Annotated in this window: 30 protein-coding genes and 2 pseudogenes; 11 read left to right on the plus strand and 21 right to left on the minus strand. The window is 40.3% G+C overall.

Annotated features, from left to right (window positions below):
• Positions 1-269 (plus strand): ATP-binding cassette domain-containing protein (locus tag ACYQ0H_RS08580; protein ID WP_459812437.1); only part of this gene is annotated, 269 nt, incomplete at its 5' end.
• Between the two features lie 99 nt (positions 270-368).
• Here ACYQ0H_RS08580 and ACYQ0H_RS08585 read toward each other — a convergent pair.
• From ACYQ0H_RS08585 to rimM, 11 genes are all read right to left on the minus strand, one after another.
• Positions 369-617, minus strand: coding sequence for a hypothetical protein (locus ACYQ0H_RS08585; protein ID WP_459812438.1), 249 nt, complete (start codon positions 615-617; stop codon positions 369-371).
• Positions 610-810, minus strand: a complete 201-nt coding sequence (locus ACYQ0H_RS08590; protein ID WP_459812439.1) for a hypothetical protein — start codon at positions 808-810, stop codon at positions 610-612. The genes ACYQ0H_RS08585 and ACYQ0H_RS08590 overlap by 8 nt, the downstream gene beginning before the upstream one ends.
• 117 nt (positions 811-927) lie before the next feature.
• Positions 928-1,650 carry a ComF family protein gene (locus ACYQ0H_RS08595; protein ID WP_459812440.1) on the minus strand — a complete coding sequence of 241 codons (723 nt, stop codon included), beginning with the start codon at positions 1,648-1,650 and terminating at the stop codon, positions 928-930.
• Positions 1,616-3,862 (minus strand): SF1B family DNA helicase RecD2, encoded by a 2,247-nt coding sequence (gene recD2 / locus ACYQ0H_RS08600; protein WP_459812441.1) that lies wholly within the window; start codon positions 3,860-3,862, stop codon positions 1,616-1,618. Before recD2 ends, ACYQ0H_RS08595 begins: the two co-directional genes overlap by 35 nt.
• A gap of 26 nt (positions 3,863-3,888) precedes the next feature.
• Complete coding sequence (locus ACYQ0H_RS08605; RefSeq protein ID WP_459812442.1) at positions 3,889-4,242, minus strand: hypothetical protein; 354 nt, start codon at positions 4,240-4,242, stop codon at positions 3,889-3,891.
• Between the two features lie 212 nt (positions 4,243-4,454).
• On the minus strand, positions 4,455-5,993 hold the full coding sequence (locus ACYQ0H_RS08610; RefSeq protein ID WP_459812443.1) for a hypothetical protein: 1,539 nt from the start codon (positions 5,991-5,993) through the stop codon (positions 4,455-4,457).
• A gap of 48 nt (positions 5,994-6,041) precedes the next feature.
• On the minus strand, positions 6,042-6,536 hold the full coding sequence (locus ACYQ0H_RS08615) for an RNA polymerase sigma factor (RefSeq protein ID WP_459812444.1): 495 nt from the start codon (positions 6,534-6,536) through the stop codon (positions 6,042-6,044).
• 186 nt (positions 6,537-6,722) lie between these two features.
• Entirely contained in the window at positions 6,723-6,995 is a 273-nt protein-coding gene (locus tag ACYQ0H_RS08620) for an HPr family phosphocarrier protein (RefSeq protein ID WP_459812551.1), read from the minus strand.
• Between the two features lie 277 nt (positions 6,996-7,272).
• Positions 7,273-8,013: a tRNA (guanosine(37)-N1)-methyltransferase TrmD gene (gene trmD / locus ACYQ0H_RS08625; RefSeq protein WP_459812445.1), complete on the minus strand. Its 741-nt coding sequence runs from the start codon at positions 8,011-8,013 to the stop codon at positions 7,273-7,275.
• On the minus strand, positions 7,998-8,513 hold the full coding sequence (locus ACYQ0H_RS08630) for a hypothetical protein (RefSeq protein WP_459812446.1): 516 nt from the start codon (positions 8,511-8,513) through the stop codon (positions 7,998-8,000). The genes trmD and ACYQ0H_RS08630 overlap by 16 nt, the downstream gene beginning before the upstream one ends.
• Positions 8,514-8,532: 19 nt before the next feature.
• Complete coding sequence (rimM, locus tag ACYQ0H_RS08635; protein ID WP_459812447.1) at positions 8,533-9,033, minus strand: ribosome maturation factor RimM; 501 nt, start codon at positions 9,031-9,033, stop codon at positions 8,533-8,535.
• Between the two features lie 483 nt (positions 9,034-9,516).
• On the opposite strand from rimM, the gene ACYQ0H_RS08640 reads away from it, so the two are divergent.
• The 7 genes from ACYQ0H_RS08640 to pepF all read left to right on the plus strand — a co-directional run bounded on the left by ACYQ0H_RS08640 (position 9,517) and on the right by pepF (position 17,908).
• Positions 9,517-10,602 (plus strand): PucR family transcriptional regulator, encoded by a 1,086-nt coding sequence (locus ACYQ0H_RS08640; RefSeq protein WP_459812448.1) that lies wholly within the window; start codon positions 9,517-9,519, stop codon positions 10,600-10,602.
• Between the two features lie 66 nt (positions 10,603-10,668).
• The gene (ftsE, locus tag ACYQ0H_RS08645; RefSeq protein WP_459812449.1) at positions 10,669-11,352 is read left to right on the plus strand and encodes a cell division ATP-binding protein FtsE; all 684 of its coding nucleotides are present in this window, start codon (positions 10,669-10,671) and stop codon (positions 11,350-11,352) included.
• The gene (gene ftsX / locus ACYQ0H_RS08650) at positions 11,342-12,247 is read left to right on the plus strand and encodes a permease-like cell division protein FtsX (RefSeq protein ID WP_459812450.1); all 906 of its coding nucleotides are present in this window, start codon (positions 11,342-11,344) and stop codon (positions 12,245-12,247) included. Before ftsE ends, ftsX begins: the two co-directional genes overlap by 11 nt.
• Positions 12,248-12,445: 198 nt before the next feature.
• Positions 12,446-13,888, plus strand: a complete 1,443-nt coding sequence (locus ACYQ0H_RS08655) for a murein hydrolase activator EnvC family protein (RefSeq protein WP_459812451.1) — start codon at positions 12,446-12,448, stop codon at positions 13,886-13,888.
• Between the two features lie 70 nt (positions 13,889-13,958).
• Positions 13,959-15,284, plus strand: a complete 1,326-nt coding sequence (locus tag ACYQ0H_RS08660; protein ID WP_459812452.1) for a murein hydrolase activator EnvC family protein — start codon at positions 13,959-13,961, stop codon at positions 15,282-15,284.
• 192 nt (positions 15,285-15,476) lie between these two features.
• Positions 15,477-16,022 carry a GNAT family N-acetyltransferase gene (locus ACYQ0H_RS08665; protein ID WP_459812453.1) on the plus strand — a complete coding sequence of 182 codons (546 nt, stop codon included), beginning with the start codon at positions 15,477-15,479 and terminating at the stop codon, positions 16,020-16,022.
• An 86-nt stretch (positions 16,023-16,108) separates the two neighbouring features.
• Positions 16,109-17,908, plus strand: a complete 1,800-nt coding sequence (pepF, locus tag ACYQ0H_RS08670; protein WP_459812454.1) for an oligoendopeptidase F — start codon at positions 16,109-16,111, stop codon at positions 17,906-17,908.
• An 89-nt stretch (positions 17,909-17,997) separates the two neighbouring features.
• Here pepF and spoIIP read toward each other — a convergent pair whose 3' ends face one another.
• Positions 17,998-19,158 carry a stage II sporulation protein P gene (gene spoIIP / locus ACYQ0H_RS08675; RefSeq protein WP_459812455.1) on the minus strand — a complete coding sequence of 387 codons (1,161 nt, stop codon included), beginning with the start codon at positions 19,156-19,158 and terminating at the stop codon, positions 17,998-18,000.
• A 179-nt stretch (positions 19,159-19,337) separates the two neighbouring features.
• Here spoIIP and ACYQ0H_RS08680 point away from each other — a divergent pair.
• From ACYQ0H_RS08680 to ACYQ0H_RS08690, 3 genes and pseudogenes are all read left to right on the plus strand, one after another.
• Positions 19,338-19,760 (plus strand): annotated as a pseudogene (locus ACYQ0H_RS08680) (M15 family metallopeptidase); the annotation flags it as partial.
• A pseudogene (locus tag ACYQ0H_RS08685) lies at positions 19,734-19,824 on the plus strand (D-alanyl-D-alanine carboxypeptidase family protein); the annotation flags it as partial. The pseudogenes ACYQ0H_RS08680 and ACYQ0H_RS08685, both read left to right, overlap by 27 nt.
• A 144-nt stretch (positions 19,825-19,968) precedes the next feature.
• Positions 19,969-20,118 carry a hypothetical protein gene (locus ACYQ0H_RS08690; RefSeq protein ID WP_177453079.1) on the plus strand — a complete coding sequence of 50 codons (150 nt, stop codon included), beginning with the start codon at positions 19,969-19,971 and terminating at the stop codon, positions 20,116-20,118.
• A 147-nt stretch (positions 20,119-20,265) separates the two neighbouring features.
• Here ACYQ0H_RS08690 and ACYQ0H_RS08695 read toward each other — a convergent pair whose 3' ends face one another.
• The 9 genes from ACYQ0H_RS08695 to ACYQ0H_RS08735 all read right to left on the minus strand — a co-directional run bounded on the left by ACYQ0H_RS08695 (position 20,266) and on the right by ACYQ0H_RS08735 (position 26,315).
• A complete protein-coding gene (locus ACYQ0H_RS08695; RefSeq protein WP_459812456.1) occupies positions 20,266-21,102 on the minus strand; it encodes a hypothetical protein in 837 nt (278 codons plus the stop codon).
• A gap of 173 nt (positions 21,103-21,275) precedes the next feature.
• Positions 21,276-21,614, minus strand: coding sequence for a phosphoribosyl-ATP diphosphatase (gene hisE, locus ACYQ0H_RS08700; RefSeq protein ID WP_459812457.1), 339 nt, complete (start codon positions 21,612-21,614; stop codon positions 21,276-21,278).
• A complete protein-coding gene (hisI, locus tag ACYQ0H_RS08705) occupies positions 21,611-21,967 on the minus strand; it encodes a phosphoribosyl-AMP cyclohydrolase (protein WP_459812458.1) in 357 nt (118 codons plus the stop codon). The genes hisE and hisI overlap by 4 nt, the downstream gene beginning before the upstream one ends.
• Before the next feature lie 155 nt (positions 21,968-22,122).
• Positions 22,123-23,178 carry a YeiH family protein gene (locus ACYQ0H_RS08710; RefSeq protein ID WP_459812459.1) on the minus strand — a complete coding sequence of 352 codons (1,056 nt, stop codon included), beginning with the start codon at positions 23,176-23,178 and terminating at the stop codon, positions 22,123-22,125.
• Positions 23,179-23,319: 141 nt separating this feature from the next.
• Positions 23,320-24,075 carry an imidazole glycerol phosphate synthase subunit HisF gene (hisF, locus tag ACYQ0H_RS08715; RefSeq protein WP_459812460.1) on the minus strand — a complete coding sequence of 252 codons (756 nt, stop codon included), beginning with the start codon at positions 24,073-24,075 and terminating at the stop codon, positions 23,320-23,322.
• A gap of 1 nt (position 24,076) precedes the next feature.
• Positions 24,077-24,691, minus strand: a complete 615-nt coding sequence (gene hisH, locus ACYQ0H_RS08720; RefSeq protein WP_459812461.1) for an imidazole glycerol phosphate synthase subunit HisH — start codon at positions 24,689-24,691, stop codon at positions 24,077-24,079.
• Entirely contained in the window at positions 24,692-25,270 is a 579-nt protein-coding gene (gene hisB, locus ACYQ0H_RS08725) for an imidazoleglycerol-phosphate dehydratase HisB (protein WP_459812462.1), read from the minus strand. It lies immediately after the preceding gene.
• 51 nt (positions 25,271-25,321) lie between these two features.
• Positions 25,322-25,864, minus strand: coding sequence for a hypothetical protein (locus ACYQ0H_RS08730; protein ID WP_459812463.1), 543 nt, complete (start codon positions 25,862-25,864; stop codon positions 25,322-25,324).
• 40 nt (positions 25,865-25,904) lie between these two features.
• Positions 25,905-26,315 carry a hypothetical protein gene (locus ACYQ0H_RS08735; RefSeq protein ID WP_459812464.1) on the minus strand — a complete coding sequence of 137 codons (411 nt, stop codon included), beginning with the start codon at positions 26,313-26,315 and terminating at the stop codon, positions 25,905-25,907.
• Positions 26,316-26,318: the final 3 nt, after the last annotated feature.

The raw sequence follows: 26,318 nt of genomic DNA on the forward strand, positions 1-26,318 counted from the left end.
ACAAGCTATCCGGCGGACAAAAACAGCGGGTGGCGATTGCAAGAGCAATAGTGAACGAGCCGAGCATGATATTGGCAGACGAGCCGACGGGAGCGCTTGACAGCAAGACATCAAAGGAAATTATGGAGCTGTTCAAGTCGCTGAACGAACAGGGCAGGACGGTCATTATCGTTACTCATGACCCGAAGATCGCAGAACAGTGTGATAGGATCATTGAGATTTTAGACGGGGAAATTATCAGCGGCAGCAGATCGTCAAAATTGTTCTAAAAAGAAAAAGGCTGCGCAGTTTACAGCTCACAGCCTTTAGGTATTTGCTCATACTTCTTTTTGACGGACGGTATTAGTGCGGTATCTTTGCTGTAATAATTATACTCCCTCGCTGTTTCTGAATTTATTGACCTCATACTCATTTGCAGCAGGTTCGGATTCACCGTTAGTAAAAAATTGTTCAAGCTTCTGAAGAGAAGAAGCCATTCTTACTTCACCCTCAAGTACAGATAATATTGCCTCTGAGCATTGAGAGCCGCAAAGCTCGTTATAAGCATTGCAATGCTCCAGCGATGCATTTTTAACAAGCTTTCTTGCGTCAGTAATTATCTTCATATTCTCATTCATCTGAAACCTCCAGTGTTTTTAATAGCTTTCTCTTATGATTTTTAGCGGATGCACAAAGCTTCTGAAAAGCTTCTCTCAGCTGAGGCTCCGTTACCTGCTTTGAATAAGTTTCAAAGCGGTAAATCAGATCGTTCTGCACAGACACCAGATTTTTAATACCGTTAAATTCCCTGACCGTGAGTTTTTTTGCCATAGACCGTTCATGCCCGCTCTGACTGCAAAGGCATGAAACCTCACCCTCTTTCCATTTGGATTTTAAAGGCAGGCTTAAATATAACCTTTACAGCTATTGTTTCTTTTTTATTGTAAATTATTCCTTGATGCCGGATAATTTTTTCTCAGTACAGCATATTGAAACGCAGTATACTTTAGCCGCTCCCATTTCTTTCAGAAGTTCTGCACATTTATTCATAGTTGCGCCGGTTGTAAAAACATCATCGCATAGTATAACCGTTTTATCTTTTACATCATTGGCTTTCGGATCAATGTAATAAATCCTATCGGCAAATTCACGGCGTTGTGCAGAATGAAGCGTATGCTGCTCAAGACTTGCCTTGGTTCTTTTTAAAAGAGAAAAATCCGCAGGAATATCCAGAGCTTTTTCCAGATATTCCGATATAACCTCCGCCTGATTATATCCTCTTGCCAGCCTTTTTCTGCGCGACATAGGTACAGCAGTTATTATATCCGCTTTGCACATTCCGTCGTTTTCAAGCTTATCGCACAAAATTTTGCAGGCATATTCGGCAAAATTCATTCCGTAACCGTTCTTAAGCGAATATATTCCCTCAATTGCAGGAGATTCATAAGCAAAAGCGGAAACGGCGTAGTCAAACATCATTACGGAACTTCCGGTTTTATCAGAATATCTCAGCTGCCACGGCGTATCGTCTAGATAAGGAAGATCGTCCATGCACGATCTGCATAAAAGCTTATCCCACTGAATCACCCTGCCGCAGCAGGGACAGCGGTTGGGAAAAAGCATATCAAGCCAAAATTTACAATTCAAGAATCTGCATTTCTTCGCTTTCATTGTCGTTCAGCTCCTTGAGCATATTTTTAAGGCAGGTATACCTGAGCATTCTGCGGTTATTGTCTATCATAAACTCCACGCGCTTCTTCGACCCTACTATTATCATTAGCTTTTTGGCTCTTGTAACTGCAGTATACAGCAGATTTCTGTAATAAAGCTTATCGAACCCGCCGAAGATCGTAAGGATAACTGCGTCAAATTCGCTTCCCTGACTTTTGTGTACTGTCACTGCATACGCAAGCTCCAGGTTGTCCAGCATATCGTCTGAATAAACTGCTACTCTGCCCTCAAAATCGATCGTAACTGTTCTCAGGATCTTATTTACGCCGATAATTATTCCTATATCTCCATTGAAAATTCCGGCTCCGCTTTCTGTTTTCTCATCATCTAAGGTTTTCTTCCACAGAATATCGTAATCATTCTTTGTCTGCATTACCTTATCGCCTTTTCGGTATATGTAAAGCGGAGTTTTGATTTCTGATTTTCCTGCGGCAGGAGGATTAAGCTCCTGCTGAAGCTTCCTATTCAGCTCAACGGTTCCGCTCGGGCCTTTTCTGGTAGGAGAAAGCACCTGTATATCCTCTGTCGGCGAGTATCCATAAGCATTAGGTAGTCTTGTTTTGCATAGATCCACCACCAGACTTTGAAGGTCAGGATAATTAAGCCGCTGGAAGAAAAAGAAATCCTTATCCTTTTGCGTCAGATCTATATGCTCACCCTTTACGATCTTATGAGCATTTGTAACAATAGCGCTTTGCTGAGCCTGACGGAAAATTTCCTTCAGAGTAACGACCGGCATTACTCCGCTCTCGATTATATCCTTGAGCACATTACCTGCACCCACTGACGGGAGCTGATCAGAATCTCCTACAAGCACAAGCTTACAGGTTATGCCTACCGCTCTAAGCAGCGCCTCAAACAGACAGGAATCTACCATTGACATTTCATCTATTATCATAACATCGCATTCAAGCAGATCGTTTTCGTCATGAACAAAGCTGAGGGTATCTCCGTCTGAATATTTAACTTCAAGAAGCCTATGTATAGTTTTTGCCTCAAATCCCGTCAGGTCGGAAATTCTTTTTGCCGCGCGCCCGGTAGGCGCTGCTATCATAACATTAAGGCCCTGCTGCTGATAAAGCGAAATGATAGCGTTGAGCGTTGTGGTCTTTCCTGTTCCCGGGCCTCCGGTAAGCACCAGGAAACCATGTGATAAAGCCAGATTTATAGCTTTTCTCTGAAGCGCTTCGTATCTGATACCGTTCTGCTCCTCTGCAATATCTATTACCTCGGAAAAATCTATTTTATTGTCATATGAGCATTCCCTCATTACTGAAAGCCTTCTGGCTATATAATCCTCCGCCTTATAAAAATCCCTGAGCATAACGAATGGACGGTTCTGCTTATAGTAATAAAAAAGGTTTTCCTCCTCTATCTGTGCGTCAAGAATATTCTGAAACTGCTCTTTGTTTATACCCAAAAACTCGCAGGATATTTTTTCAAATCTGTCAAGCGGCAGACAGGTGTGTCCCGAATTAGCGTTTTCTCTTAAAACACAACTGAGGCCGGCTTTTATCCTGTTGTCTGAATCTCTTGGTATGTCAAGCTTTCCCGCAATTTGATCAGCCTTAACAAAAGGTATATCTATTCCGTAAATACAAAGCACATATGGATTTGATCTTATCATCGCTTCAGCGGAATCTCCCCATCTTTTCCATGCCTTGATACCTGCCGACGCCGGAATATCGAAGGAATTAAGATATATCATAAGAGAACGCACCGCAAAGGTAGTCTTAAACTCCGCTGATATTTTCTGTGCCTTTTTCTTTGTTATTCCCTCTATTTCAGCGAGCCTCTCGGGTTCATTTTCAATAATACGAAGAGTATCCTCTCCGAACAGGTCTACGATCTTCTTTGCCAGAACTGCGCCTATTCCTCCGATAACTCCGCTTGAAAGGTATCTTCTTATAGCTGACGGCGAAGTCGGCAGAGAACGCTCGCATACCTCGCACTTAAACTGCTCACCGAACTTCTGGTGATTTACGAAATGTCCGGTGCATACAAGCTCTTCGCCCTCCTCGACATTTCCCAGCTCTCCGACGACAGTAATAAGCTCGCTTTCCCATTTCAGCATAAGTACGGCAAAGCCGTTATCGTCATTTCGGTATATTATACTGTCAACCTCGCCTTGTATTTTCTCTAAGTTATCCATTTTTATATTCCTTATTCAATGTACTTTTATTCAATAATTTCACCGCATCGGAACGTTCTCTTTTTTATATGATCCTCAAGATCCGATATATCTACAGCGCTTACAATTGTAAACTCCTGCGCCAATCGTCTGGCGGTGTATTCATTTTCGCTTTTCTCCATTATGACCAGTAAGATTTCACGCCCGAGGTTTTCATTTTCAAAAACCTCCTCCCAGTAATAAGAGCGTACGGTCTTTTCAAGATTTTTTGTCATTGCCGTACATGGTATAACGATATATCCAGGCTTGTCACACTGACTGCGTATAAACAGATACTTCTTCACCGCCATACAGACTATTATAACAACGCATACGGCGATAACTATAATTATTCCGATCACCGAAAACACCCCTCTTAATTTTTTATATTCTATGTTTTCAGAGCGGAAATTGTGAATGTACAATTATATTTTACTCTTTTTTACTCAAAATTGCAAGTACAAAGTTACAGTTCATGGATCAGGTTAAAAAACATTCTGTAAAGAGCAAAAAGCCTGCGGTCATATCTGAAACCGCAGGCATATAAACAAGCTGTTATACGTTTTATAACCACTTATAAAAAGTCACATACATAGTTCTGATAACAATTTTCATTTTTATCAGTAAACGAAGGATTGTCATAAAGGGTAAATAATACTCTTTCATTCTCCGGATCTATCGTTGCACCAACAAAAAACATTCGCTGACCGCAGACAAGCTGCTCCTTATATATGATATTTCCATAATCATTATCAAGTACCAAAATAATAAACTCCTTTGTTTTTTTATCATCATTATTTTTATAATATACTTCTACCGTGTATTTTCCGTCATTTGAGAAATTTATAGCTGATACGGAACATCCTTGGTTTTCAAGCCTTTCAAATTCTTGAGTATTATTGCCATACAGCTTAAGCTTATCAGAATAATCTGTATAAATTCCGCCTGGTAAATATCCGAAGTTTCCGGAATAACTGAACATCAAATTATTTTCGTTTAGAACGAGTTTATCAATAAACATATCAGACATATCGCAAGAAAAGCTAGTTGTAATTACCCCCTCCTCAGCATTAAGCATACTAATATAAACGCCGTCGCTGCAAACATAAATATCAGAGTTCCTGTCATAAAGAAACTGCTTGCTTTGCAGATAAATAACGCCTGATTCGGATACACGAATGTTCTGACCTATAAAAAGCTTATTGTTTTCGAGCAGCGTTCCTGAGTAAACCGTCTTTTTTTCTGCACTTCCCGCTTTCATTTGATAAATATTCGTTTTAGCCTTTTTTAATTCTGACGCTTCAATAATTATTTGTCCGCTATCATTTTCAGCTCCGATAAAAGTACTCTCAGCAATATACAAGGTCTTGCCGCCGTCGGGAGAATAAAAATCAGTAACAGTTCCATTAAAAAGGGATTCGCTTAGATCATACTCGGCATTTTTTATTCCGTCGGCGTTATAATACGTTATTATTTTTTTGTCCGCAGCTGAATAATATGCATAAAAACCCTTAGTTGAATTAAATACATACAGAGCTTCATCACTGCTGTTCTCAAAAGAGTTATGCTGAAATACTACCTTATTGGTTTTGCTGTTATATACTGCGATATCCTGATTGCCGAATGTGCTTGACAAAAGAGGATTTTCAGTTGAGTTGTCAATTCTGTAAAGACCGTTTCCATATGCGGATATTATGCAGTTTTTCTTTCTGAAGCCGCATTGCGAAAAAACTTTATCGGGAATAATACTGCACGGACTTATAGTATCGCCGCAGACAGGTTCTATACCGCTGTTGTCAGAATAGGAGTCTGAAGCCTCAGGCAGCTGAGCAGTTTCATCTCCTGAGTAAGGATCGTTCAGCAGACTGACCTGAGTTATAAAAACCGCAGCAACCGCAACGCAAAGGCAGATAACCGCCGCATTACGCAATCCTGAGCTTCTGAGGAAGGCTGTCTTTCCGGAAGAAACCGAATATTCTACTATGCCCCTTCCTGAGCCCTCTGTGCTGCTTTCAGTCCTGCCCTTTATTTTTGCCCTGACTCTTTCTTTTATGCTTGGAGTCAAGGTTATTCTGTCGAACGATTCATAAATTTTTTTATTCTTTTGTTCCATAAAAGCACCGCCTTTTCAGTATGCAGACCTTTCAAATTAAAGCCGGCATTATCCTTCTGCTTCAATAAGTTCTTTAAGCCTGTTCCTTCCCTTATTCAGATTAGCATAAACCGCATTTTCACGTATTCCGAGAATATCACCTATTTCTTTACAGGAATATCCCTCGTAATAAAAAAGATAAATGCACATTTTCTGCTTCTCAGGAAGAGCAAGAACAAGCTCCAGCAGCTCATCACTGTATATATCTTCATTGGAGCATTCTGACGTATGATCTTCAAGGCTTTCGTTTCTGCGCCACCAGTGTCTGCACATATTTTTGCATATATTGCGCGCCGCAACTATAAGCCACGCCTTTTCATGCTCAGGGCTTTCTATAACAGGCTTTTTTTCTAAATATTTAAGAAAAACCGCTGACATTGCGTCTTCGGCGTCGCAGGGACTGCCGGGAAAATATATATAGCAGATACGATATATCATTTTGCAGTACCTATCATATACACTGTCAAAATCGCCAGATATACTCTTATATTCCGTTTCAGTCATTGCTTCACCCCTCTTATCAAAGCACTACCCTGGTCACAAACTGATCTATGACGTCTTTTTCAGCTTTCATAATATAATACAATCGGCGGATATATATCCTTACTTTTAAAACAAAAAATAAAATAAAAATGAGGCTCGGCGTTAAAGCTGAACCTCAGATATTATAATTTACTCAAACCCACAGAATTATCTTGCGTCCTCAGCAAAACCGCTGTCAACAAGATCTACAAGACCTTCTACTGCATCCTGCTCGTCAGAACCGTCAGCAATGATCCTGATCGTTGTTCCGCCGATAATACCAAGAGAAAGGATACCGAGCAGGCTCTTTGCGTTAACTCTTCTTTCTTCCTTCTCTATCCAGATCGACGACTTATACTCGTTCGCCTTCTGAATAAAGAATGTCGCCGGACGCGCATGAAGACCTACCTTATTCTGCACTGTTACATCTTTAACGAACATAAATATCTCTCCATTCATAAAATTTCCACTTAACAAAATAAATGGATAAAAAATAGAATTTACCTGTTTAATATTTATATTATACAGGACAACCCTTGAACCGTCAACGCAAATTATTACCAAACCTCTGAAAAAAACAAAGATTTTGTTGTTTTGCTCATATAAAGATTTTTGAAACAACCAATCTTGTGCAATATGTTCAATAAGTTTTCAACACTTGTGACAACCTGTACAAAAACACTTAACAATTCACTGTTGAAAACGTTTTTTATGAAACTCAGCTGTCGTTTTCATCTGCCGATTTAGTGATAATAGCCAAATCTTTTTCACTTAGTGAATAATTTTTCAATAAGTCGGGACGCTTTTTCGCAGTTGCTTTAAGCGACTGCTCATGCCTCCATTTTTGTATATTGGCATGATGACCGGAAAGCAAAACGGATGGTACTTTCATTCCCTCCCAGACCTCAGGACGGGTATACTGCGGATATTCAAGCAGTCCGCTGAAATGACTTTCATCCTCGTAGCAGTCGGAGCTGGCAAGTACGCCGTCAAGCATACGCACAATACTGTCTATAAGCACCAGCGCCGGCAGTTCTCCTCCGGTAAGCACATAATCTCCTATCGAGATCTCCTCATCGACAATTTTTTCAATAACTCTTGTATCAACTCCCTCATAGTGCCCGCATAATATAAATATGCTGTCAAGCCGCGAAAGTTCAACACACCTTTTCTGGGTAAGGTTTTTTCCCTGCGGAGACATATATATTACATGCGGCTGAGAGCGGGTCATATTGCATACCGACTGCCAGCAGCGGTAAATAGGCTCGCACTGCATAAGCATACCCTGACGCTCGCTGTATGGCGTATCATCTACCCGCCTATGCTTATCAAGGGTATAATCCCTTATATTATGGCATTGTGCTGTAAATATATTTTTTGCCCTTGCTCTCCCGATTATACTTTCATTAAGATAATTTTCTACCATATCGGGAAACAGCGTGGCTATATCAATACGCATAAGTTCATATCCCTCTCATTTATTTTCTGTTCAGCAGTTCTGATATTATTATTAAGACGCTCCTGTACTTCAGATCCATCGCTCTTATAATGCTTTATACCCTTGACTACAGCAAATGAAAGAATAAAACACAGCAGTAACACTATAACGACAGCCATAAAATAAGACCTGTGTTTTTTAGGCTTGTTCCCCTCATTGCTGTAATATATTCTCAGACTTGTCAGCATATTATCAAGCTCGATAAAGGTTAGCTTTCCGGAGTCAAAGCTATTGGCAAGCACATTGTAGCCGCTTTGTTTTCTCAATTCCCGAACAAGCCATTTCTGCTCAGTTCTTTCGCTTCTCAGCTTGGGACTCTTATCAATATAACTTGTAAATACACCTTCTATGCATTTAAGCGTTTTATCTCTGCTTTGCAGCTTAGGATATATAAGGCAGAACATACTGCTGCTGTAAGTTTTCACCAAGCGCTCAACATCCTCATATCTGCAAAACATCATAATCTCCCCTTAACAAGAATCAATCAAAAAGCCCGTCAAGCGGAATGATCTTCATTATACCGTTTTCTATATCAATATCCTTAACTACGTCAGGAATAGCAGGAATATAATACATTTTGCCGCTGTCGGTTTTTATATGATAAACGTCGTTTGCTCCGGTTTCGGTAACGTTTGTTATTATACCGTATTCTTCGCCTGTCCGACTGTCAACTGCCTTTAAAGAGATAAGATCCTGTACAAAATAACAATCGCTGTCAAGCTCAGCGTCATTTCTGTCCATATACAAAATACGGTTTCTTAGCTTCTGAGCTTCTTCAACCGTATCAACGCCTTCAATTTTAATGATAGCAATATTTTTATGCGGTCTTGCTTTTTCAATTTTTATCGGTGTCAGGCTTTTATAATAAAGCGTATCGAATCCGCAGATAAATTCGGGAGAATCGCACCATGGGTCTACCTTTACCTCTCCCTTTAAACCGAATACCGATACAATTTTTCCAATTTCCAGATACCGCTTCATGTTAAATACCTCCAGCAGCTATTATATTATTTGATTATATCATAACCGCAGCGTTTTTTCAATAGAGTGCAGAAAAAATAAATTTGTAGTATATGACGAAAAGTTTTTAAATATCAAGTCTTATATATACATAAAATTCCTATAAAAAACCTGAAGCGTAAAAAAACGGACAGAAGAATACAGTTCACAGAAAATTTAATAATTACAAAAAAGTAACAGTGAGCTGCGGCTTTTAGGTTATTTTAAATAAAAATCACCCTTGTTTTGTGCGATTTAACAGAAAGTTCACACAAGCCAAAGAAAAATATGTTACAATTTGTAATATATTAAGGCGGCTTAACTACCCGATTTGACCGCCGAGAAGTTTTTTGAACATTTTTACTATAAACCACTTGCAAATCCGATCATTTTTTGTTATAATAGCAGTATGCAGACAATTTATTATGATTGATCTTAAAATTTGCAGGTAGAGGGGAAAAACTTATGTCCAACAGATTATTTCAAAGCGTGGTCCACCAGATGAGAGACACTATCGACTGCACTATCGGCGTTATTGACGATACTGCAACTATAATCGCCTGCTCGGAGCTGGCGCAGGTAGGAACTACAAACGAATTTGTGTCACTTGACCTGAGCGATTCACATGATATTTTCGTCCGCGACGGCTATACATACAAGCCTTTCGGAGCTCATATGAAGCCCGACTACGCAGTTTTTGTAGAAGGCACGGACGAAGTTGCAGCGAAATACGCCAGTATTCTCGCAATTACTCTATCGAGTATTAAACAGTATTATGATGAAAAATACGACAGAAACAATTTTATCAAAAACGTTGTTTTAGACAATGTTCTTCCCGGAGATGTTCATGTTAAAGCAAGAGAGCTTCATTTCAGCTCAGACACTTCAAGAGTAGTTCTTCTTATAAGGATTATCTCTTCAAACGACGTATCAGCATATGACGTAATTCAGAATTTATTCCCTGACAAGAATAAGGATTTTGTTTTCAATATTACAGAATCTGATATTGTTCTCGTCAAGGAGGTAACATCGGGAGTTGAGCCGAAAGACCTTGAAAAGCTTGCCCGCTCTATTTCAGATACTCTCAGCGGAGAATTCTATACCCGTGTAAACGTAGGTATTGGAACCGTTGTAGAGGGCGTACGCGATCTTGCAAGATCCTTTAAGGAAGCTCAGATCGCTCTTGAAGTAGGAAAGGTTTTTGATACGGATAAAATTATCGTATCTTATGATAATCTCGGTATTGCTAGGCTTATTTATCATCTTCCTACGACGCTGTGCGAAACTTTCCTGAAAGAGGTTTTCAAGAAAGGCTCGATAGATTCTCTCGATCATGAAACTTTATTTACGATACAGAAGTTTTTTGAGAACAATCTTAATGTCTCGGAAACTTCAAGAAAACTGTTTGTGCATAGGAATACTCTTGTGTACAGACTTGAAAAAATCAAAAAGCTGACAGGTCTTGACCTGAGAGAGTTCGACCATGCGATAATTTTTAAGATCGCACTTATGGTTAAAAAGTATTTATCCGCTAATCCGGTTAAATTCTAAGAGCTCACAGCTTAATGTACGGAGGAATTTATTTTCCTTCCAAACAATTAAGGCGGTGTATTTTCTTTGGTAGAATTTAAGGATGTGTCGGTTACCTATTCAAGCGGAGTCGACGCATTAAATAAAATCAATCTCAAGATCAACGACGGCGATTTCGCTTTTGTTGTAGGTCCTTCCGGCGCAGGCAAGTCAACTCTTATAAAGCTTGTGCTTAAAGAGATCAATGCTACATCGGGAGAGGTTATCGTTAACGGCTTTAATCTAAAAAAGCTCAGACGCCGCAAGATCCCTGCACTTCGCAGAACGATCGGCGTTGTTTTTCAGGATTTCAGGCTTATTCCTACTATGACGGTTTATGAAAATGTTGCTTTTGTACTGAGAGTTATCGACGCTCCGGCAAAATACATAAGAAGCCGCGTACCATACGTTATAAGTCTTGTTGGACTCTCTCATAAGGCAAAATCATATCCGACAGAACTTTCCGGCGGAGAACAGCAGAGAGTAGCTTTAGCGAGAGCGCTTGTCAACGACCCTCAGCTTATTATTGCGGACGAGCCTACAGGAAATATCGACCCTGCCCTATCTTATGAAATCGTAGAGCTGTTAAAAGGAATTAATGAATGCGGAACAACTATACTTATGGTTACTCACGAGCATGATCTTGTGCGCTATTTCGGCGGCCGTATCATTAATATCAATCACGGTAATATTGCTTTTGACGAGGTCATAGGAGGTTCAAATGAAAGTTAGCAGTTTCAGGTACCTTGTTAATCAGGGACTTAAAAGTATATGGACCAATCGTATGATGTCGTTCGCTTCATTCTGTATTATGCTGGTATCCCTGCTTATGGTGGGTATTTCCGTACTGGCGTCAATAAATCTGAACAGGATTATCGGCGGAATAGAAGATAAGAGCGAAGTTGTTGTTCAGATAAAGGATAATATAACGGACTCTGATATTCAGGAGCTTGAAAATAAGATAAAACAGATCCCGAACGTAAATACCCTTGAGTTTTATTCAAAGGAAAGCGCCTGGGAAAATATGATCAAGGATATGAGTGAAGAGGAACGTGAACTTTTTCAGTATGCCGACGATAATCCTCTTCCCGACACCTTCCGTCTTACTGTTGTCGATATTCAGAAGATGGCTGAAACAACTACTCAGATAGATACATTTGAAAATGTTGAATCAACAAAATCGCCTACCGCTTTTGCAGATGTGCTTATAAGCATACGAAGGATACTTACTATCGTATCCGCGGCAATCGTGCTTGCGCTGATCATAGTATGTCTTATTATTATATCAAACACAACCCGTGCAAGTGTTTTTGCAAGACGTAAAGAAATAAATATCATGAAATATGTAGGCGCAACAAACAGCTTTATCAGAATTCCTTTCTTTGTTGAAGGAATGATCGTAGGTATTCTGGCTGCTGCCGGAGCGCTGGTTCTGACAAAATTCGCTTATGAAGGCGTATATAATATTTTCAACGACGATTTTAAACTGTGGAATATTCTCGGAGTTAAAAACCTGTACTCATTCAAAGATATGTTCTGGCCTATCACTATAGCCTATGCGGCTGTCGGAGCTCTGATCGGAGCGGTCGGTACTTCAATAAGCGCAGGAAAACATCTTAAAGTATAATCGGGAATAAACGCAGATCAGCGGCAGAGCTTTGCCGCTTTTCAAGTAACTTTTAAGGCAGGCTGTATAACTTTTAGGGGTTTTATTAGTCTGCCTTATGTTTTAAATATTATGCTTAACAAGCATAAAAAGATGTGTAAAAATTGACAGGCGGTATATATACATAACATTCCGCCGAAATTACGGAGGATTTTAAAAGTGAACAAAACCAGTTTGATGAAACGGCTGCTAGCGTGTTCATTAGCGGTAATAACCGCTTTTACTGTTCTTGCAGGCGGAAAAAACGCAGTTATTTCAGAGAGAACAGTTCTTGCCTCAAGCAGCGAGGCAAAAAAGAACGCCGACAGTATCAAGTCTGCAAAAGAAAAAATATCTGGTCTTGAAGCGAAACAAAAAGAGCTTGACCAAAAGATTTCCGATACAAAGGATGATATTTCTTCGGAAGAGGAAAATCAGAAGGCGATCGAAGAACAGATAGAAACGGTACAGGAAACTATTCTTACCCTTGACGATTCCATAGGTGAGCTTGAAACACAAATAGGCAAGCTTACAGAAAGCATTGATCAGAAAGAGCTTCAGATCTCAAATAAGAAAACAGAAATAGAGGACGGGATCGATGAATTCAAGCAGCGTATAAGAATAATGTATGTTGCCGGAAGCGAATCATATACAGATATTCTCGTTGGAGCGACCGACTTTTATGATATGCTCATGAAGATCGAGCTTGTTAAAAGAGTTGCCGATCATGACAACGGTATGATAGACAACCTTGTTGATCTGAAAAAGCAGTACGAAGCTGACGAAAAAGCGCTTGAAGATGAAAAGGCGGAGCTTGAAACAAATAAAAACGAGCTTGAATCCCAGAAAACAAAACAGCAGGAGCAAAAGGATAAGCTTGACGTGCTTTACGCTGAAAGTCAGGCAATGATCGACCAGCTTGAGCAGGATAAGGAAACCTTCCTCGCAAATCAAAAGCAGGCGCAGAAAGAACAGGAAAATTTTGAAGCAGAGCTTCAGAAGCTTTATAAAGAGCAAAAAGCTATAAAGAAAAAGGAAGCTGAAGAAAAGAAACGAAAAGAGGAAGAAGAACGCAAAAAGCAGGAGGCTGCTCAGCAGAAGCCTTCTAATAACGGTTCTTCCTCGTCGGGAAACGCTAATTCCGGAAGCACAGAAAACAATAATAACAATTCCACAAATAACGATGATTACGGATATGAAGATAAGTCTATGTTTACATGGCCTGTTCCCGGTTTCTATCATATTTCCTACGGAGTAGGCTGGAGATGGGGCGCTTATCATGCCGGAATCGATATTTACTCCAGTAATATAAGAGGAGCAAAGATCTGTGCCGCCGCTGACGGTACGGTTATCAGGGTGGAAAACTACTGCCCTCACGACTATGGTAAAAACGGCAGCTGCGGCTGCGGAGGCGGATACGGCAGATATTGTATTATTGACCATGGAAACGGCTGGTGGACGCTTTACGGACACTCTGAGGGAATTACCGTCAGCGTAGGTCAGCAGGTAAAACAGGGCGATGTGCTTGGAACTGTAGGTTCAACGGGCTATTCTACAGGACCTCACCTTCACTTTGAAGTACGACACAACGGCGTTGCACTGAATCCGTCAGATTACGTTTAATACATAGATCCAAAAGCCCTGCATGAAAATGCAGGGTTTGTGATCATATGACAAAGGAGTCTTAATATTTATGCTGAGAACAAATTTGCTCAAACGCACTGCTGCGTTTGCTGCGGCGCTCGCACTTGGAGCTGGACTTTTTTCAGACAGTTTTACTCAGCCCGCAATAGTTACGACCGCCGAATCGGAATCCTTTGACATAACATCCTATGCAGAAAGATTAAAGGAGATTTCAGAAGAACAGGAACGGCTTGACAATGAAATTGAGGCCGCTCAGGACGATATAAAAAAAGAAACCGAAAAACAGGAAGCAATACTGAAAAAAATCAAGTCAGTAAATGAAAAAATAGAAGTGCTCAATTCCTATATGACCCAGCTAGAAATCGAAATAAGCACGAACAAACGGCTTATCGCTAATAAAAAGCAAGAGATCGAAAAAGGTGTTGACGATTTTAAAAAACGTCTGAGAGCAATGTATTTGGCAGGTGATGAATCTTATACAAGCGTTATTCTGAATTCCAATGACTTCTACGATATACTTATGAGAATGGAGCTTGTAAAAAGAGTAGCAAGTCATGATAACCAGATGATCGATGATCTTATTGCTAAGAAAGAAGAGTACGAAAAGGCTCAGAAGGAGCTTGAAGACAAACAGTCTGAATACGATTCTCAGTATGATGAGCTTAATAAGCAGAAAGCTGAGCTTGACGAGCTTTATGACTCAAGTAAGAAAGCAAAAAAGGAACTTCAGGATCAGAAGAAAAAACTTGAGGAGCAAAATCAGGATTACCTTGAGGAACGTCGGCAGTTTGAGGCCGATCTTTCTGGAATACTCAAATCAAGCTATGGTGATTCGTCCGATGATACTATGCGTGAAGCAGCAGAACTAGCAGCAAATTCCGCACTTGAATCGCTGCATGAATACTACGGTAAACTTGAAGAAGACGGACAGGAAATTTCTGAAGATGAATGTCAGTACAAGTTCGCATGGCCGGTTCCGGGACATTACTATGTATCCTCCGGAGTCGGAGAACGCTGGGGTACATATCACACCGGACTTGATATAACAGGTGCAAAAGGCACTGATATACATGCTTCTGAGAGCGGCACTGTAATCCGCACAAATACCTCCTGCGAGCATGACTACGGAAAGGAAGAATCCTGCGGCTGCGGAGGCGGCTACGGCAACTTTATCATTATTGATCACGGTAATGAATTTATAACCTTATACGGACATCTTACTGAAGTTGACGTTGAAGTCGGCGATGTTGTAAAAAAAGGAGATCTCATAGGTCATATGGGTTCGACAGGATTTTCCACAGGCGATCATCTACACTTTGAGATCCGCTATCAGGGTTATTATCTCAATCCTGCCGCTTATGTTTCAATAAACTGATATAAATAAACAAAACGCTGTAAAGATTTACGGCGTTTCGTTTTTTATTAAACCGTCGACTTAAACTTAACCGTTTGGCAAAACAGCAACAATATTACTGTTAAATGGATCACCATAGATCAATAACTTATCTATTGCATATACTGTACGATTGTGGTATAATAATTAACAAAGATTACAGGAGCAAAGCATATGACAGAAATAAGAACTGAAAGACTTATTCTCCGCAGCGTAACAGAAAATGACGCCGAGGATATTTATGAATATTCAAAGGATCCGGAAATCGGCCCTAAGGCTGGCTGGAAGCCTCACGAAAGTGTTGAGGAAACAAAAAAACTATTGCCTGATATTTTTTTGAAACAGCCCTCAGTCTTTGCGATCGTTATGCCTGAAAACGGCAAAGTCATTGGTACGATCGGACTTATCAATGATGAAAAACGCAGCTATGACAAGGTAAGAATGCTTGGGTATGCTCTGGGAAAAGAATATCACTGCAGAGGCTTTATGACCGAAGCGGCGAAGGCTGTTATTGAATACGGCTTTAAAACCATAGGACTGGAGCTGATTTCAGCCTACTGCTACCCTTTCAATAAAGCTTCGCAGAGAGTTATTGAAAAGTGCGGCTTTATGTATGAAGGAACTCTTAAAATGTCAGAACTGAGATATGACGGAACGATGCTGGACGAAATCTGCTATTCTATTTCAAAAGACGAGTATTTGGGCATTACAGCAGAATAAATTGCTGTATTTCAATATATGGAAAATCACTGCTTATAAACTAAACGCAAATCAAAATATTTATATACTGAAAAGGAGAGGTAAAATTGAACGAGGAAAGAATACCTAAAAGAAGCGAAGCAGATCCTAAATATACCTGGGCGCTTGAGGATATATACCCCAGCGACGAGGCTTGGAAAGCGGATTTTGAAAAATTTCAAAAGCTTCCCGAAAAAATCAAAGAGTTTAAAGGCAAGCTTGGCGAAAGCGGAACAATACTGCTTGATTTCATGAAGCTTTCAGATGAAATATCCGTTCTCTGCGACAGTCTTGCCAACTATGCTCAGAGGAGATCTGACGAGGATACTGCAAATTCTGTATATCAGGCTATGGTAGGACAGTTGATGAACGCATACGTTCAGATAAACTCTGCCGGAAGCTTTGAAACTCCCGAGCTTATCTCAATAGACGAAGAAAGGCTGAACAGCTTTTATCAAGCTGCTCCAGAACTTAAATTATACAAAAAAAATCTAGACAGAATACGAAGCAAAAAGGAACATATTCTATCAGACTCAGAGGAAAAGATACTTGCTCTTGCAGGCGAAATGTCGCAGTCACCGGAAAATATCTACTCTATGTTCTCTGATGCCGACCTTAAATTCCCTGACGCTGTCGATATGAACGGAAACACTCATCAGGTCACACACGGCAGCTATATACCGCTGGTTCAGTCCTCAGACCGGGTTCTGAGGAAATCTGCGTTTGAAGCGATGTATCACACCTATGACGGCTACAAAAACACCTGTGCCGCCACACTGGGAGCGCAGATAAAGGCAGTTCAGTTTTATGCAAAAGCCAGAAAATATACATCCTCACTTGCCGCTGCGCTTGACGGTACAGAAGTACCTGAGGAGGTTTACCATAACCTGATCTCAGCTGTTCATGAAAATATGGATTATATGTACGATTACGTTAAGCTGCGCCAAAAGCTGCTCGGCGTTGATGAACTGCATATGTACGACCTGTATACGCCTATAGTATCCGATGTTGATATGAAGATCACATTTAATGAAGCAAAGGAAACCGTTCTTAAAGCCTTGGAGCCAATGGGGAAGGAATACCTTGAAATCCTGAAAAAAGGCTTTAACGAACGCTGGATAGATGTCTATGAAAACGAGGGAAAAACCAGCGGCGCATATTCCGCCGGAGCAAGGGTTCATCCATATGTGCTTCTCAATTACAAGGATACGCTAAACTGTATGTTCACGCTTGCACATGAAATGGGCCACGCGATTCATTCCTATCTTTCAAACAAAAATCAGCCTGTTGCCTACAGCGATTATGTAATATTTGTTGCGGAGGTCGCTTCAACCTGCAACGAAGCGCTGCTTATGCAGTATCTGCTTAAAACCACATCCGACAAAAAGAAAAAGGCATATCTTATCAATTATTTTCTGGAGCAGTTCCGAACTACCCTGTACAGGCAGACTATGTTTGCGGAATTTGAGCTTAAAATCAACGAGCTTACTGCTCAGGGTGAAACTCTTACTGCCGAAAGACTCAATAAAATGTACAGGGCTTTAAATGAGCTATATTTCGGAAATGATATTATAATTGATCATGAAATAGACCTCGAATGGGCAAGGATCCCGCATTTCTACTATAACTACTACGTTTATCAGTACGCTACCGGTTATTCTGCGGCAATTGCCCTTTCACAGCGTATCCTGAATGAAGGTCAGAGTGCAGTTGACGATTATCTCGGATTTTTAAGCGGCGGCTGTTCAGAGGATCCTATTACTCTTCTCAAAGGCGCAGGAGTTGATATGACGACATCCAAACCTGTTTCCGACGCATTGAAGCTGTTCGGAGAATTGATTCAAGAAATGAACGATCTGATGAATTAGACTGCTTGATATAAAAAAATATCGGACTAAAAAATTACTACTATCCGCAGAATTACGTTTTCTGCGGATAGTTACTTTTTTATACAAAACTATGACAGCTTCTTACATATCTCCGCAAGCGACTCCCCTATCAGCTCGCCGCTGTACAGCGCCTGATCCAGCGAATTACCGTGACTTCCTACCTCAATAAGAAGAGAGCCTGTAGTCAGATCCTGATTGTAAAAACGATAATCAAACAATACGGGTCTTGTCAGTCCGCTATGCATGGATTCAATGGATGACTGAAGCAGCGAAGCAAACCTGAAATTCTGCATATAATCGGGCATATTCATCGTTCCGTCGTCACAGCCTGAAATAATCATTATCTGAGCTGCTTCCCTTCCGTCTATTTCGGTAACCGGAGCAAGGCGGGTCCCGTCCTCCCTTTCAATTCCGTCACGGTGAATATCCAAAGCAATTTTTATAGACGGATATTTTTTAAGTATTTCCTGTACTGCTGCGCGGCTTGATTCGTAAGAGCCGTTATAGCTTGGATAATCATGCACCAAAGTATCGTGAATATAAGCTATCCCTGCCTTATCCAGCTGTTCGCATATCTTATCTCCGACAGCTACAATGTTTTTTTCTGGATCTGTAGTTTTACAGGCAAAGGAGCTGTCATAGTAATCTCTTGAATACGGTTCAAAGCTTTCTGTTGCATGAGTATGATATATAAGTACCTGCGGCTCTTTACTGTCACTATCAATTACAAATTCAACGTCCTTAAGACTTTCCGAATATAGCTCGTCATTTGAAAGCTCAGTGCAGTTTCTCACCTGTCCTCCTCCGTCAAGATCAAAATACTGCTCTCCTGTATAAACTCCATAGGTATACTTTTCAATAACCCCGTCATGGTGTTCCATATTCTCCGGATACGGTATAGCGTTTAATACCTCCTTGCTTGGCTTCGGTACAGGGATCTCTCCGCTTTTGCTAGGAATTTCAAGCTCCTGCGGCGCCATATCTATGTCCCATGCGCTTTGACGGCTTACAGATACTGGCTCGAATGCGCTTTTTACAGCCTCTTCCGCTGATGAAAGCCCTCCTTTGTATTTAAAAGTATTGTAATCTCCCATTGTAATTCCCGCTGATCCGGACGCGATCTTTACTAGGTAAGGCGCCGCTTTTCCGTAGCCCCAGATACCAACCGGAATTAAAAACACAATTAAAATAACGCTTAACGCTCTTATACACACCTTTTTTAAATCCATATAACCTGTCCTTTCCTTTAAGCTTCATTAAATTATATGAAAATAGAACCGGCGCTATGTCATAATTATTTTTCAAAGCATATAATAAAGCAGCTTATCTGTATACTTAATTTTTTGAAAAGGAGGACAGCCCATGAACCGAGATCAACTTGCACATGGGCGATCATATGGATTACTTAATGCTGGTAGATAAATTTAATCCTATACCTGACGACTTTGAAAAAACAATTTCTCTTGAAGAGGTTCAGGGGAAGTTACTTGAAAGCCAGGCTTGCAGGCAATGCAAACTTCTGCTGAAAAACGCCGAGAATGACGGAATAAGCATCAAGGTGCTTTCAGCATATCGATCCTGCGATTATCAGCAGACGCTATGGGAAAAGAGCATATCTCAGAGAATAGGCTCTGGTATGAGTTATGAGGAAGCTGTTAACGATACAGCAAGAACTCTTGCAAGATCAGGGCACAGCGAACACAACTGCGGGCTCGCCGTTGACTTTGCAACTCCTCTTTCTGACGATACCGAAGACAACTTCTATACTACGCCTCAGGGACGCTGGCTCTGCTCAAACGCTCATAAGTACGGTTTTATTTTAAGATACCCAAGAATGAAAGAGCATTATACCGGAATAGACTATGAGCCATGGCATTACAGATATGTCGGTTCAGAAACCGCAGAGTTTATTCGTGAAAGCGGACTTTGTTTAGAGGAGTTTCTTCATTTTTATTCAGAAAAATTCATTTGACATAAAAGGCTGTATGTAGTATAATTATAGTAATAAATAATGTGTAAAAATGAAAGGATGTTTTCTTATGTCAAACTATTCACAGAAAAAGTCATTCTGGGCAGTAATGGGCACTCTTCTCCTGGTTATCGCTTCAACCGCTTTATTCGTATACAAATACCTTGACGATAAGGCGCATTATGAAAAGTGGAAGGATTACGATGAATGTGGAATTTGATCGGCTGATAATTGCAGACTGAACCTAAATACGGTATATTTTTAAACCTGAGCTTTAGTATATTCTAGGCCCAGGTTTTTATTTTAGCTGACCGATCTTAGTATAAAAAGAAAACGCATGAAATTAATCATGCGTCTGAAGTTCTATTTAATATTCACTCGGTTCTGTATCATCGGTATGAGCTTCCGACGTGAATTTTCCGCAGTAAGCTCCGGGCATATCGTCGCCTTCAAGGCTTTTAGGGAAAAATTCGCTTGTAGGGAACTTAATTTTCTCAAAAAGCTCGCAGGGACTGTCGGTATTGGTTGAACATTCCTTCTGCGGAACGCAGTAATCATATGCAGGAATAAGTATAGGAACCGCTCTTTGAAGCTGAACGATCGCAAACATTCCTATTGTTACAAGCACCAGTTTTCCATAGCCCTGCTGCTGTGAAGAACTATCAGCGTCATCTCCCTTAGGAGGACACGGACATGGACATGGAGGACACGGAGGACACTTGTTAAGCAGCTTTGTATCCAGACAAATTGGATCTACAACACTGACCGTGGCGCGGGGAAGATTGGTGTAACAGCAGCCTCTGATAACAGGTTTTGAAACCTCGTCTGAATTGAAATGCTTCGTGTTGCCGTCACTTCCGAAAAGAATAACCTTTTTGTTAAAAGTAGTTATACCGCTTACCAAACACGGATTCTTAGACGGATCGGTATATACCTCGAAATCAACCTTAAAGGTATAAGTTAGATCTACTGTAAAGAATCCCTTGTTAAATGGTACTGGGTCGATCTGAAATGTTGTGTTGATTACCTCAACACACTTACATTTGATAAACTTTGCACTGTTGATAAGCGCCTGATCCGCCGGGGAATTGAAGCATACCTCCAGATCCTCAAGACAGTCCTGAGAGGAGCAAGAATCAAACACTCTCATTGCCTCAATGCATACCGCTTCCTTAAAGCAGCCGTTCTGTTTAAATTCGCTCATAAAAAATCCTCCTGACTTAATAATGTAAAATGAAGCTTTTTACCTAAAGTAATATGTTTTTTACTTCCCTACATCTTATTCAGTTTTATTTCTTTGTGTGACGGATTTTTTATTAAAATAAAAGAATCAGCTCAAAACTCGGTGCAGGCTGACTTAAAACATGCTTCTAGCAGTTATGTATTCTTATCTACTTCATGGAATTTTTTTAAGTTTCCTATTTTTTCATTTCTCTCGTCAAGAACCTTTTCTACGTCAGACCAGTCCAGTCCCTGATTCGCCGCCAATACCATTACATGATAAAGCAGGTCGTTGATCTCATTCATAAGCTCGTCGTTATCACCGTTTTTAGCTGCAATAATTGTTTCAGCGGCTTCCTCTCCGACCTTTTTGCATATCTTATCAACGCCCTTGTCAAACAGGTAGCAGGTATAAGAATTTTCCTGAGCTTCACCCTTTTCATAAGCCTCCTTACGAGCCTTGATCACTTCAAAAATTTCCTCATATACTGTCATTTTTCTTTCTCCTCATTATAAATTTCATTAAAAAAGCAGCTGTACGAGCCTGTGTGGCAAGCCGAACCCGTCTGCTTAACATTTAAAAGCAGCGTATCGTCGTCGCAATCACTGTAAATTGAAATCACCTTCTGCAAATGACCGCTGGTAGCGCCCTTGTTCCAATACTCCTGCCTTGAACGGCTCCAGTACCAGGTATAACCCGTTTCAAGAGTTTTTTTCAGGCTTTCCTTATTCATATAAGCCAGCATAAGCACTGTTTTTGTGTCAACGTCAAAGGCTATTGCCGGTATTAATTCAGACTTGACAAAATATTTGTCAAGGTCATTAATGTCAATTTTAATCGGATTCATATTCTCTCCTTAATCTCGCTAGTCAAAATTAATACTTCTTTTATGTCCAATGCGTTGTTATAAACATTGGAGTTGAATCATCACTTCCCTGCTCGTCAATAACCGAAGCCTGATAATCGTCCTCGTAAATAATTTTCCCGACGTGATAAAAATTCCTACCATATTCCTATAATATGCTGCATTCCAAGACTTACAGCGGCTATAGCCACCCAACAGCAAAAGCCCATAAATATCGGCTTTCCGCCCGTTTTAACAAGCTTTACGATATTCGTATTCATTCCGATCGCAGACATAGCCATTACAATAAAGAACTTGCTCAGATCCTTCAAAAATCCGAATATGCTGTTTGCCGTATCAAGTACAGCAGAATTTCCTTCAAAGACAGACGTAACAACAGTTGTAATTACAGAAGCAAGCACAAAGTATACAATGAACATAGGGAAAATCTTTTTCAGGCTTACTTTGTTTCCGGAGCTGCCTGCAGCTGCATTTTTCTTCTCGCTTCTCATTCGTATAAACGCAAGAACAAGCGTAATTGGTATAATAGCAAGAGTTCTTGTAAGCTTTACTATCGTTGCGGTATCCAAAGTATTGCTGCCGTGAATTCCGTCCCACGCAGTTGCCGCCGCTGTTACTGAGGAAGTATCATTAACAGCTGTTCCCGCAAAAAGACCAAAGCCCTCGTTTGTAAGTCCCAGGGCTCCGCCCAGAGTAGGGAAAATCAGAGCTGCTATAACATTGAATAAAAATATAACAGAAATCGACTGGGCGATCTCCTCATCATCGGCGTCAATTACCGGAGCGGTCGCCGCAATAGCAGAGCCTCCGCAGATACTTGAACCTACCCCTATAAGCGTTGAGATCTTAGAGGGGATTTTCATAAGCTTATGTATAATAAACGCTACAATCAGAGAAGTCGCTATAGTCGATACTATAACCGGCAGAGATTGCTTTCCTGTTTTCAGGATAGTAGAAAGATTTAATCCGAAGCCAAGCAGTATTACTGCATACTGAAGTATCTTTTTAGAGGTAAATGTAATGCCGCTTTGGATATTGTTTTTGTCTTTGATGAAAAGTGTTAAGATCATTCCTGCAATAATTGCAAAAACAGGTCCTCCTACAACCGGAACAAGTTTTCCCAAAAACCACGCAGGAACAGAAATACATAAACAAAGCGTGATTCCTGACCAATTCTTCTTAATAAAATTCATTAGATCACTCCTACCTACCAATTCATTTCTAATATTACATATTTATCAGGTAAATACATAAGAATTTGCGTTTTATTTTTTATACTCTTGTACTTTTCAGTTTTGACCCTGATTTAAATTCGCTTATATTTTTTCAGCATTTTACCTCACCAAAATCTTCTTGCTCTTGCAATCGTCCTTGACCTTCTGCACCGTCAGCTCCTTGAAATGAAAAAGACTGGCCGCAAGCGCTGCCGAACAGTCGGTTTCGAGGAAAGCTTCGGCAAAATCAGATAGCTTTCCGGCGCCGCCGCTTGCAATAACCGGGATTTTTACAGCCGAACAAACCGCTTTGAGCATTGGCAGATCAAATCCGCCTCGTACACCGTCTGTATCTATTGAATTTAGACATATCTCTCCCGCTCCGAGCTGTTCGATTTGCTTGACCCAGTCGATAAGGTCTATACCCATATCTATTCTTCCGCCGTTGATAAATACCGTCCATTTATTATATGAGGTTTTTTTGGCATCAATTCCTACGCATATACACTGGCTTCCGAATACATCTGCGCCGTCCTTTATAAGCTGAGGATTCTGAACAGCCTGTGAGTTGACTGAAACCTTGTCCGCTCCCGCTCTTAAAGTATCGCGAATATCGTCAACAGTTTTTACTCCTCCGCCGACCGTAAGCGGTACAAATACCTTTTTCGCTGTTTCACGGACAACGTCAAGCATAACCCCCCTGCCTTCATGGGAAGCTGTTATGTCATAAAAAACGATCTCGTCTGCACCCTGCAAATTGTATTCATAAGCATATTCAACAGGATCTCCGACCTCTTTTATACCCTCAAAATTAACGCCTTTGACTACCTTTCCGTCACGCACGTCAAGACAGGGAATAATTCTTTTAGCAAGCATATTATTTTACCTCCCAGGACAGTCCTGCAAAGTTTTCAAGCAGCTTCAGTCCTGTTTTTCCGGACTTTTCAGGGTGAAACTGAGCGCCGTAAATATACCTTCCGTCAGATACCAAAGCAGGTACTATGTTACCGTATTCACAGTAAGCGTACAGATTCTTGTCATCGCAGAACGCTTTGTAAGAATGAACAAAATAAACATACTCATCATCAGTTAAACCGTCAAAAAGCGGACAATCATGATTATACACAAGCTTGTTCCACCCCATATGAGGTATCACAAGATCAGGCTCATCAATTCTGTCAACTTTCCCTTTGAGCAATCCAAGTCCGCTGCACTCTTCAAATTCATAGCTTTTTTCAAAAAGCAGCTGCATTCCAAGACATATACCTAAAAAAGGCTTTTTCTTTGACTGGTCTTTTATTGTATCAACAAGTCCGCTTTCCTTTAGTTTTTCCATTGCCCACGGAAACGCTCCGACACCGGGGAGAATTATAGCGTCGGCATTTTCAATATCTTCTTTTTTATCAGTAAGCCTGTTTTCGTATCCAATAAAGTCCAAAGCATTTTTTACAGAGAAAATATTGCCTGCACCATAATCGATAACTGCTATCATTTACAGCACTCCTTTAGTAGATAATACGCCTTTGCCGGTCTGAACCATCGCGTCTTTAAGCGCATGAGCTACAGCCTTGAACATTGCCTCTGCGATATGATGATCGTTTTTGCCGTATTCCTTTCTTATATGCAAAGTTATTCCCGAATTAAAAGCGAACGCTCTGAAAAATTCCTCCGTAAGACAGGTATCAAATCCGCCTATTCGCTGATCGTGAAACTCAGCATTAAATGCAAGAAACGGTCTGCCGCTAATATCAAGCGCACAGAACGCCAGAGCTTCATCCATAGGAATAAAAGCTGAGCCGTAGCGCATGATTCCTCCCCTGTCGCCAAGAGCCTTTGCAAACGCCGTTCCAATGCATATTCCAACGTCCTCAACGGTGTGATGACCGTCAACATTCAGATCTCCTGTGCAGCTGACCTGCAAATCTATTCCACTGTGTACGCCGAAAGCAGTAAGCATATGGGCAAAAAAGCCTATTCCCGTATCAACGCTTACTTTTCCCTCGCCGTCGAGGTTCACAAAAACCTCAATATCGGTTTCCTTTGTTTTTCTTTTAATTTCAGCAGTTCTCATTTTTATCACCTAAATATTTTTTCTTATAAATTTTAAAACTTCAAACGTATTTTAATGCGGATTTTTAAAATAAATATCCTTCAGACTATAACATATAGGCTGAAATTTTTTGTTTATTATCAGTTCACAATTTTTTTCTAAAGGTCGTTCGGATTCGCCATTTTTCATATGTTTTATCTGAACAGGCGGAACATAAATTTCCTTGTGTTCCCATATAATCCTTGCATATAAAACACCCTCATGATATAAATAACCCTGCCAGGGATTTATTTCAGCAGACTTATATGCATCCTGAAATCTATTTGCTCCATCATAATCCCTTAAAGCACCGCTTCCTATAAAATTTTCTGTAAAACAATCGCCGTTTTGATTTAACTCATTCTTATATTTCTCATAAAACACATCTTTTTCATTTTTATAAATATCAAAATCCTCTTTAGATATTTTATAATATCTTCTATACATGGCGATCCAACACACATCTATTACTAATAGGTAAGTTTCCAGCTCTCTGCAATAACCCAAACGACAAAAATGTTCTCTGTCAAGAAGTTCATCTGTCAAAGTGATATTATTTATATACTTATCATTCATCAAGATCCACCTTTGTCTCAGCAGAGATATCTACATAACATCACTGAAAGTTCAGCAGATTATTCATAATTTCTGCAAAAACAGTTCCGTCCTTTTTCCTAAAATAAAATCTGAAGCCGTCCATAGTTTCGGAAAGATTTTCGCCGAATGAAATAGTTTTGTTCAACATAATCACATGATAATGCTCCTTGAAAATCAGAACTCCCTTGTTGATTTCCTCATAGCTTACAATATCATCGGCAATATCTACAGTCCACACTCCAACGCCGTTGTTTGCGATAATTCTTTTATTTGTCATTGTAAGCTTTGAATTATCCCCTCCAAGAAATCTGCCGGGAGCAGTGCCGAAAAGCGCCAGATTTGCTGTAAAAACAACTCTCTCGTTCTCGTCAAGCTCTACATTAAATTTATTCTTCGCCTCGGGAAGATTATCTAAATATGCTGTATACATATA

Source organism: Hominimerdicola intestinalis (genome assembly GCF_054655215.1).

Bases quoted from the DNA above. Each gene is read 5' to 3' on its own strand.
- ACYQ0H_RS08585 (WP_459812438.1), bottom strand. From the start codon at position 617: ATGAATGAGAATATGAAGATAATTACTGACGCAAGAAAGCTTGTTAAA.
- ACYQ0H_RS08590 (WP_459812439.1), bottom strand. From the start codon at position 810: ATGGCAAAAAAACTCACGGTCAGGGAATTTAACGGTATTAAAAATCTG.
- ACYQ0H_RS08595 (WP_459812440.1), bottom strand. From the start codon at position 1,650: ATGAAAGCGAAGAAATGCAGATTCTTGAATTGTAAATTTTGGCTTGAT.
- recD2 (WP_459812441.1), bottom strand. From the start codon at position 3,862: ATGGATAACTTAGAGAAAATACAAGGCGAGGTTGACAGTATAATATAC.
- ACYQ0H_RS08610 (WP_459812443.1), bottom strand. From the start codon at position 5,993: ATGGAACAAAAGAATAAAAAAATTTATGAATCGTTCGACAGAATAACC.
- ACYQ0H_RS08615 (WP_459812444.1), bottom strand. From the start codon at position 6,536: ATGACTGAAACGGAATATAAGAGTATATCTGGCGATTTTGACAGTGTA.
- ACYQ0H_RS08620 (WP_459812551.1), bottom strand. From the start codon at position 6,995: ATGTTCGTTAAAGATGTAACAGTGCAGAATAAGGTAGGTCTTCATGCG.
- trmD (WP_459812445.1), bottom strand. From the start codon at position 8,013: ATGCGTATTGATATAGCCACGCTGTTTCCCGATATGGTAGAAAATTAT.
- ACYQ0H_RS08630 (WP_459812446.1), bottom strand. From the start codon at position 8,513: ATGATGTTTTGCAGATATGAGGATGTTGAGCGCTTGGTGAAAACTTAC.
- rimM (WP_459812447.1), bottom strand. From the start codon at position 9,033: ATGAAGCGGTATCTGGAAATTGGAAAAATTGTATCGGTATTCGGTTTA.
- ACYQ0H_RS08640 (WP_459812448.1), top strand. From the start codon at position 9,517: ATGTCCAACAGATTATTTCAAAGCGTGGTCCACCAGATGAGAGACACT.
- ftsX (WP_459812450.1), top strand. From the start codon at position 11,342: ATGAAAGTTAGCAGTTTCAGGTACCTTGTTAATCAGGGACTTAAAAGT.
- ACYQ0H_RS08660 (WP_459812452.1), top strand. From the start codon at position 13,959: ATGCTGAGAACAAATTTGCTCAAACGCACTGCTGCGTTTGCTGCGGCG.
- ACYQ0H_RS08665 (WP_459812453.1), top strand. From the start codon at position 15,477: ATGACAGAAATAAGAACTGAAAGACTTATTCTCCGCAGCGTAACAGAA.
- spoIIP (WP_459812455.1), bottom strand. From the start codon at position 19,158: ATGGATTTAAAAAAGGTGTGTATAAGAGCGTTAAGCGTTATTTTAATT.
- ACYQ0H_RS08690 (WP_177453079.1), top strand. From the start codon at position 19,969: ATGTCAAACTATTCACAGAAAAAGTCATTCTGGGCAGTAATGGGCACT.
- ACYQ0H_RS08695 (WP_459812456.1), bottom strand. From the start codon at position 21,102: ATGAGCGAATTTAAACAGAACGGCTGCTTTAAGGAAGCGGTATGCATT.
- hisE (WP_459812457.1), bottom strand. From the start codon at position 21,614: ATGACAGTATATGAGGAAATTTTTGAAGTGATCAAGGCTCGTAAGGAG.
- hisI (WP_459812458.1), bottom strand. From the start codon at position 21,967: ATGAATCCGATTAAAATTGACATTAATGACCTTGACAAATATTTTGTC.
- ACYQ0H_RS08710 (WP_459812459.1), bottom strand. From the start codon at position 23,178: ATGAATTTTATTAAGAAGAATTGGTCAGGAATCACGCTTTGTTTATGT.
- hisF (WP_459812460.1), bottom strand. From the start codon at position 24,075: ATGCTTGCTAAAAGAATTATTCCCTGTCTTGACGTGCGTGACGGAAAG.
- hisH (WP_459812461.1), bottom strand. From the start codon at position 24,691: ATGATAGCAGTTATCGATTATGGTGCAGGCAATATTTTCTCTGTAAAA.
- hisB (WP_459812462.1), bottom strand. From the start codon at position 25,270: ATGAGAACTGCTGAAATTAAAAGAAAAACAAAGGAAACCGATATTGAG.
- ACYQ0H_RS08730 (WP_459812463.1), bottom strand. From the start codon at position 25,864: ATGAATGATAAGTATATAAATAATATCACTTTGACAGATGAACTTCTT.
- ACYQ0H_RS08735 (WP_459812464.1), bottom strand. From the start codon at position 26,315: ATGTATACAGCATATTTAGATAATCTTCCCGAGGCGAAGAATAAATTT.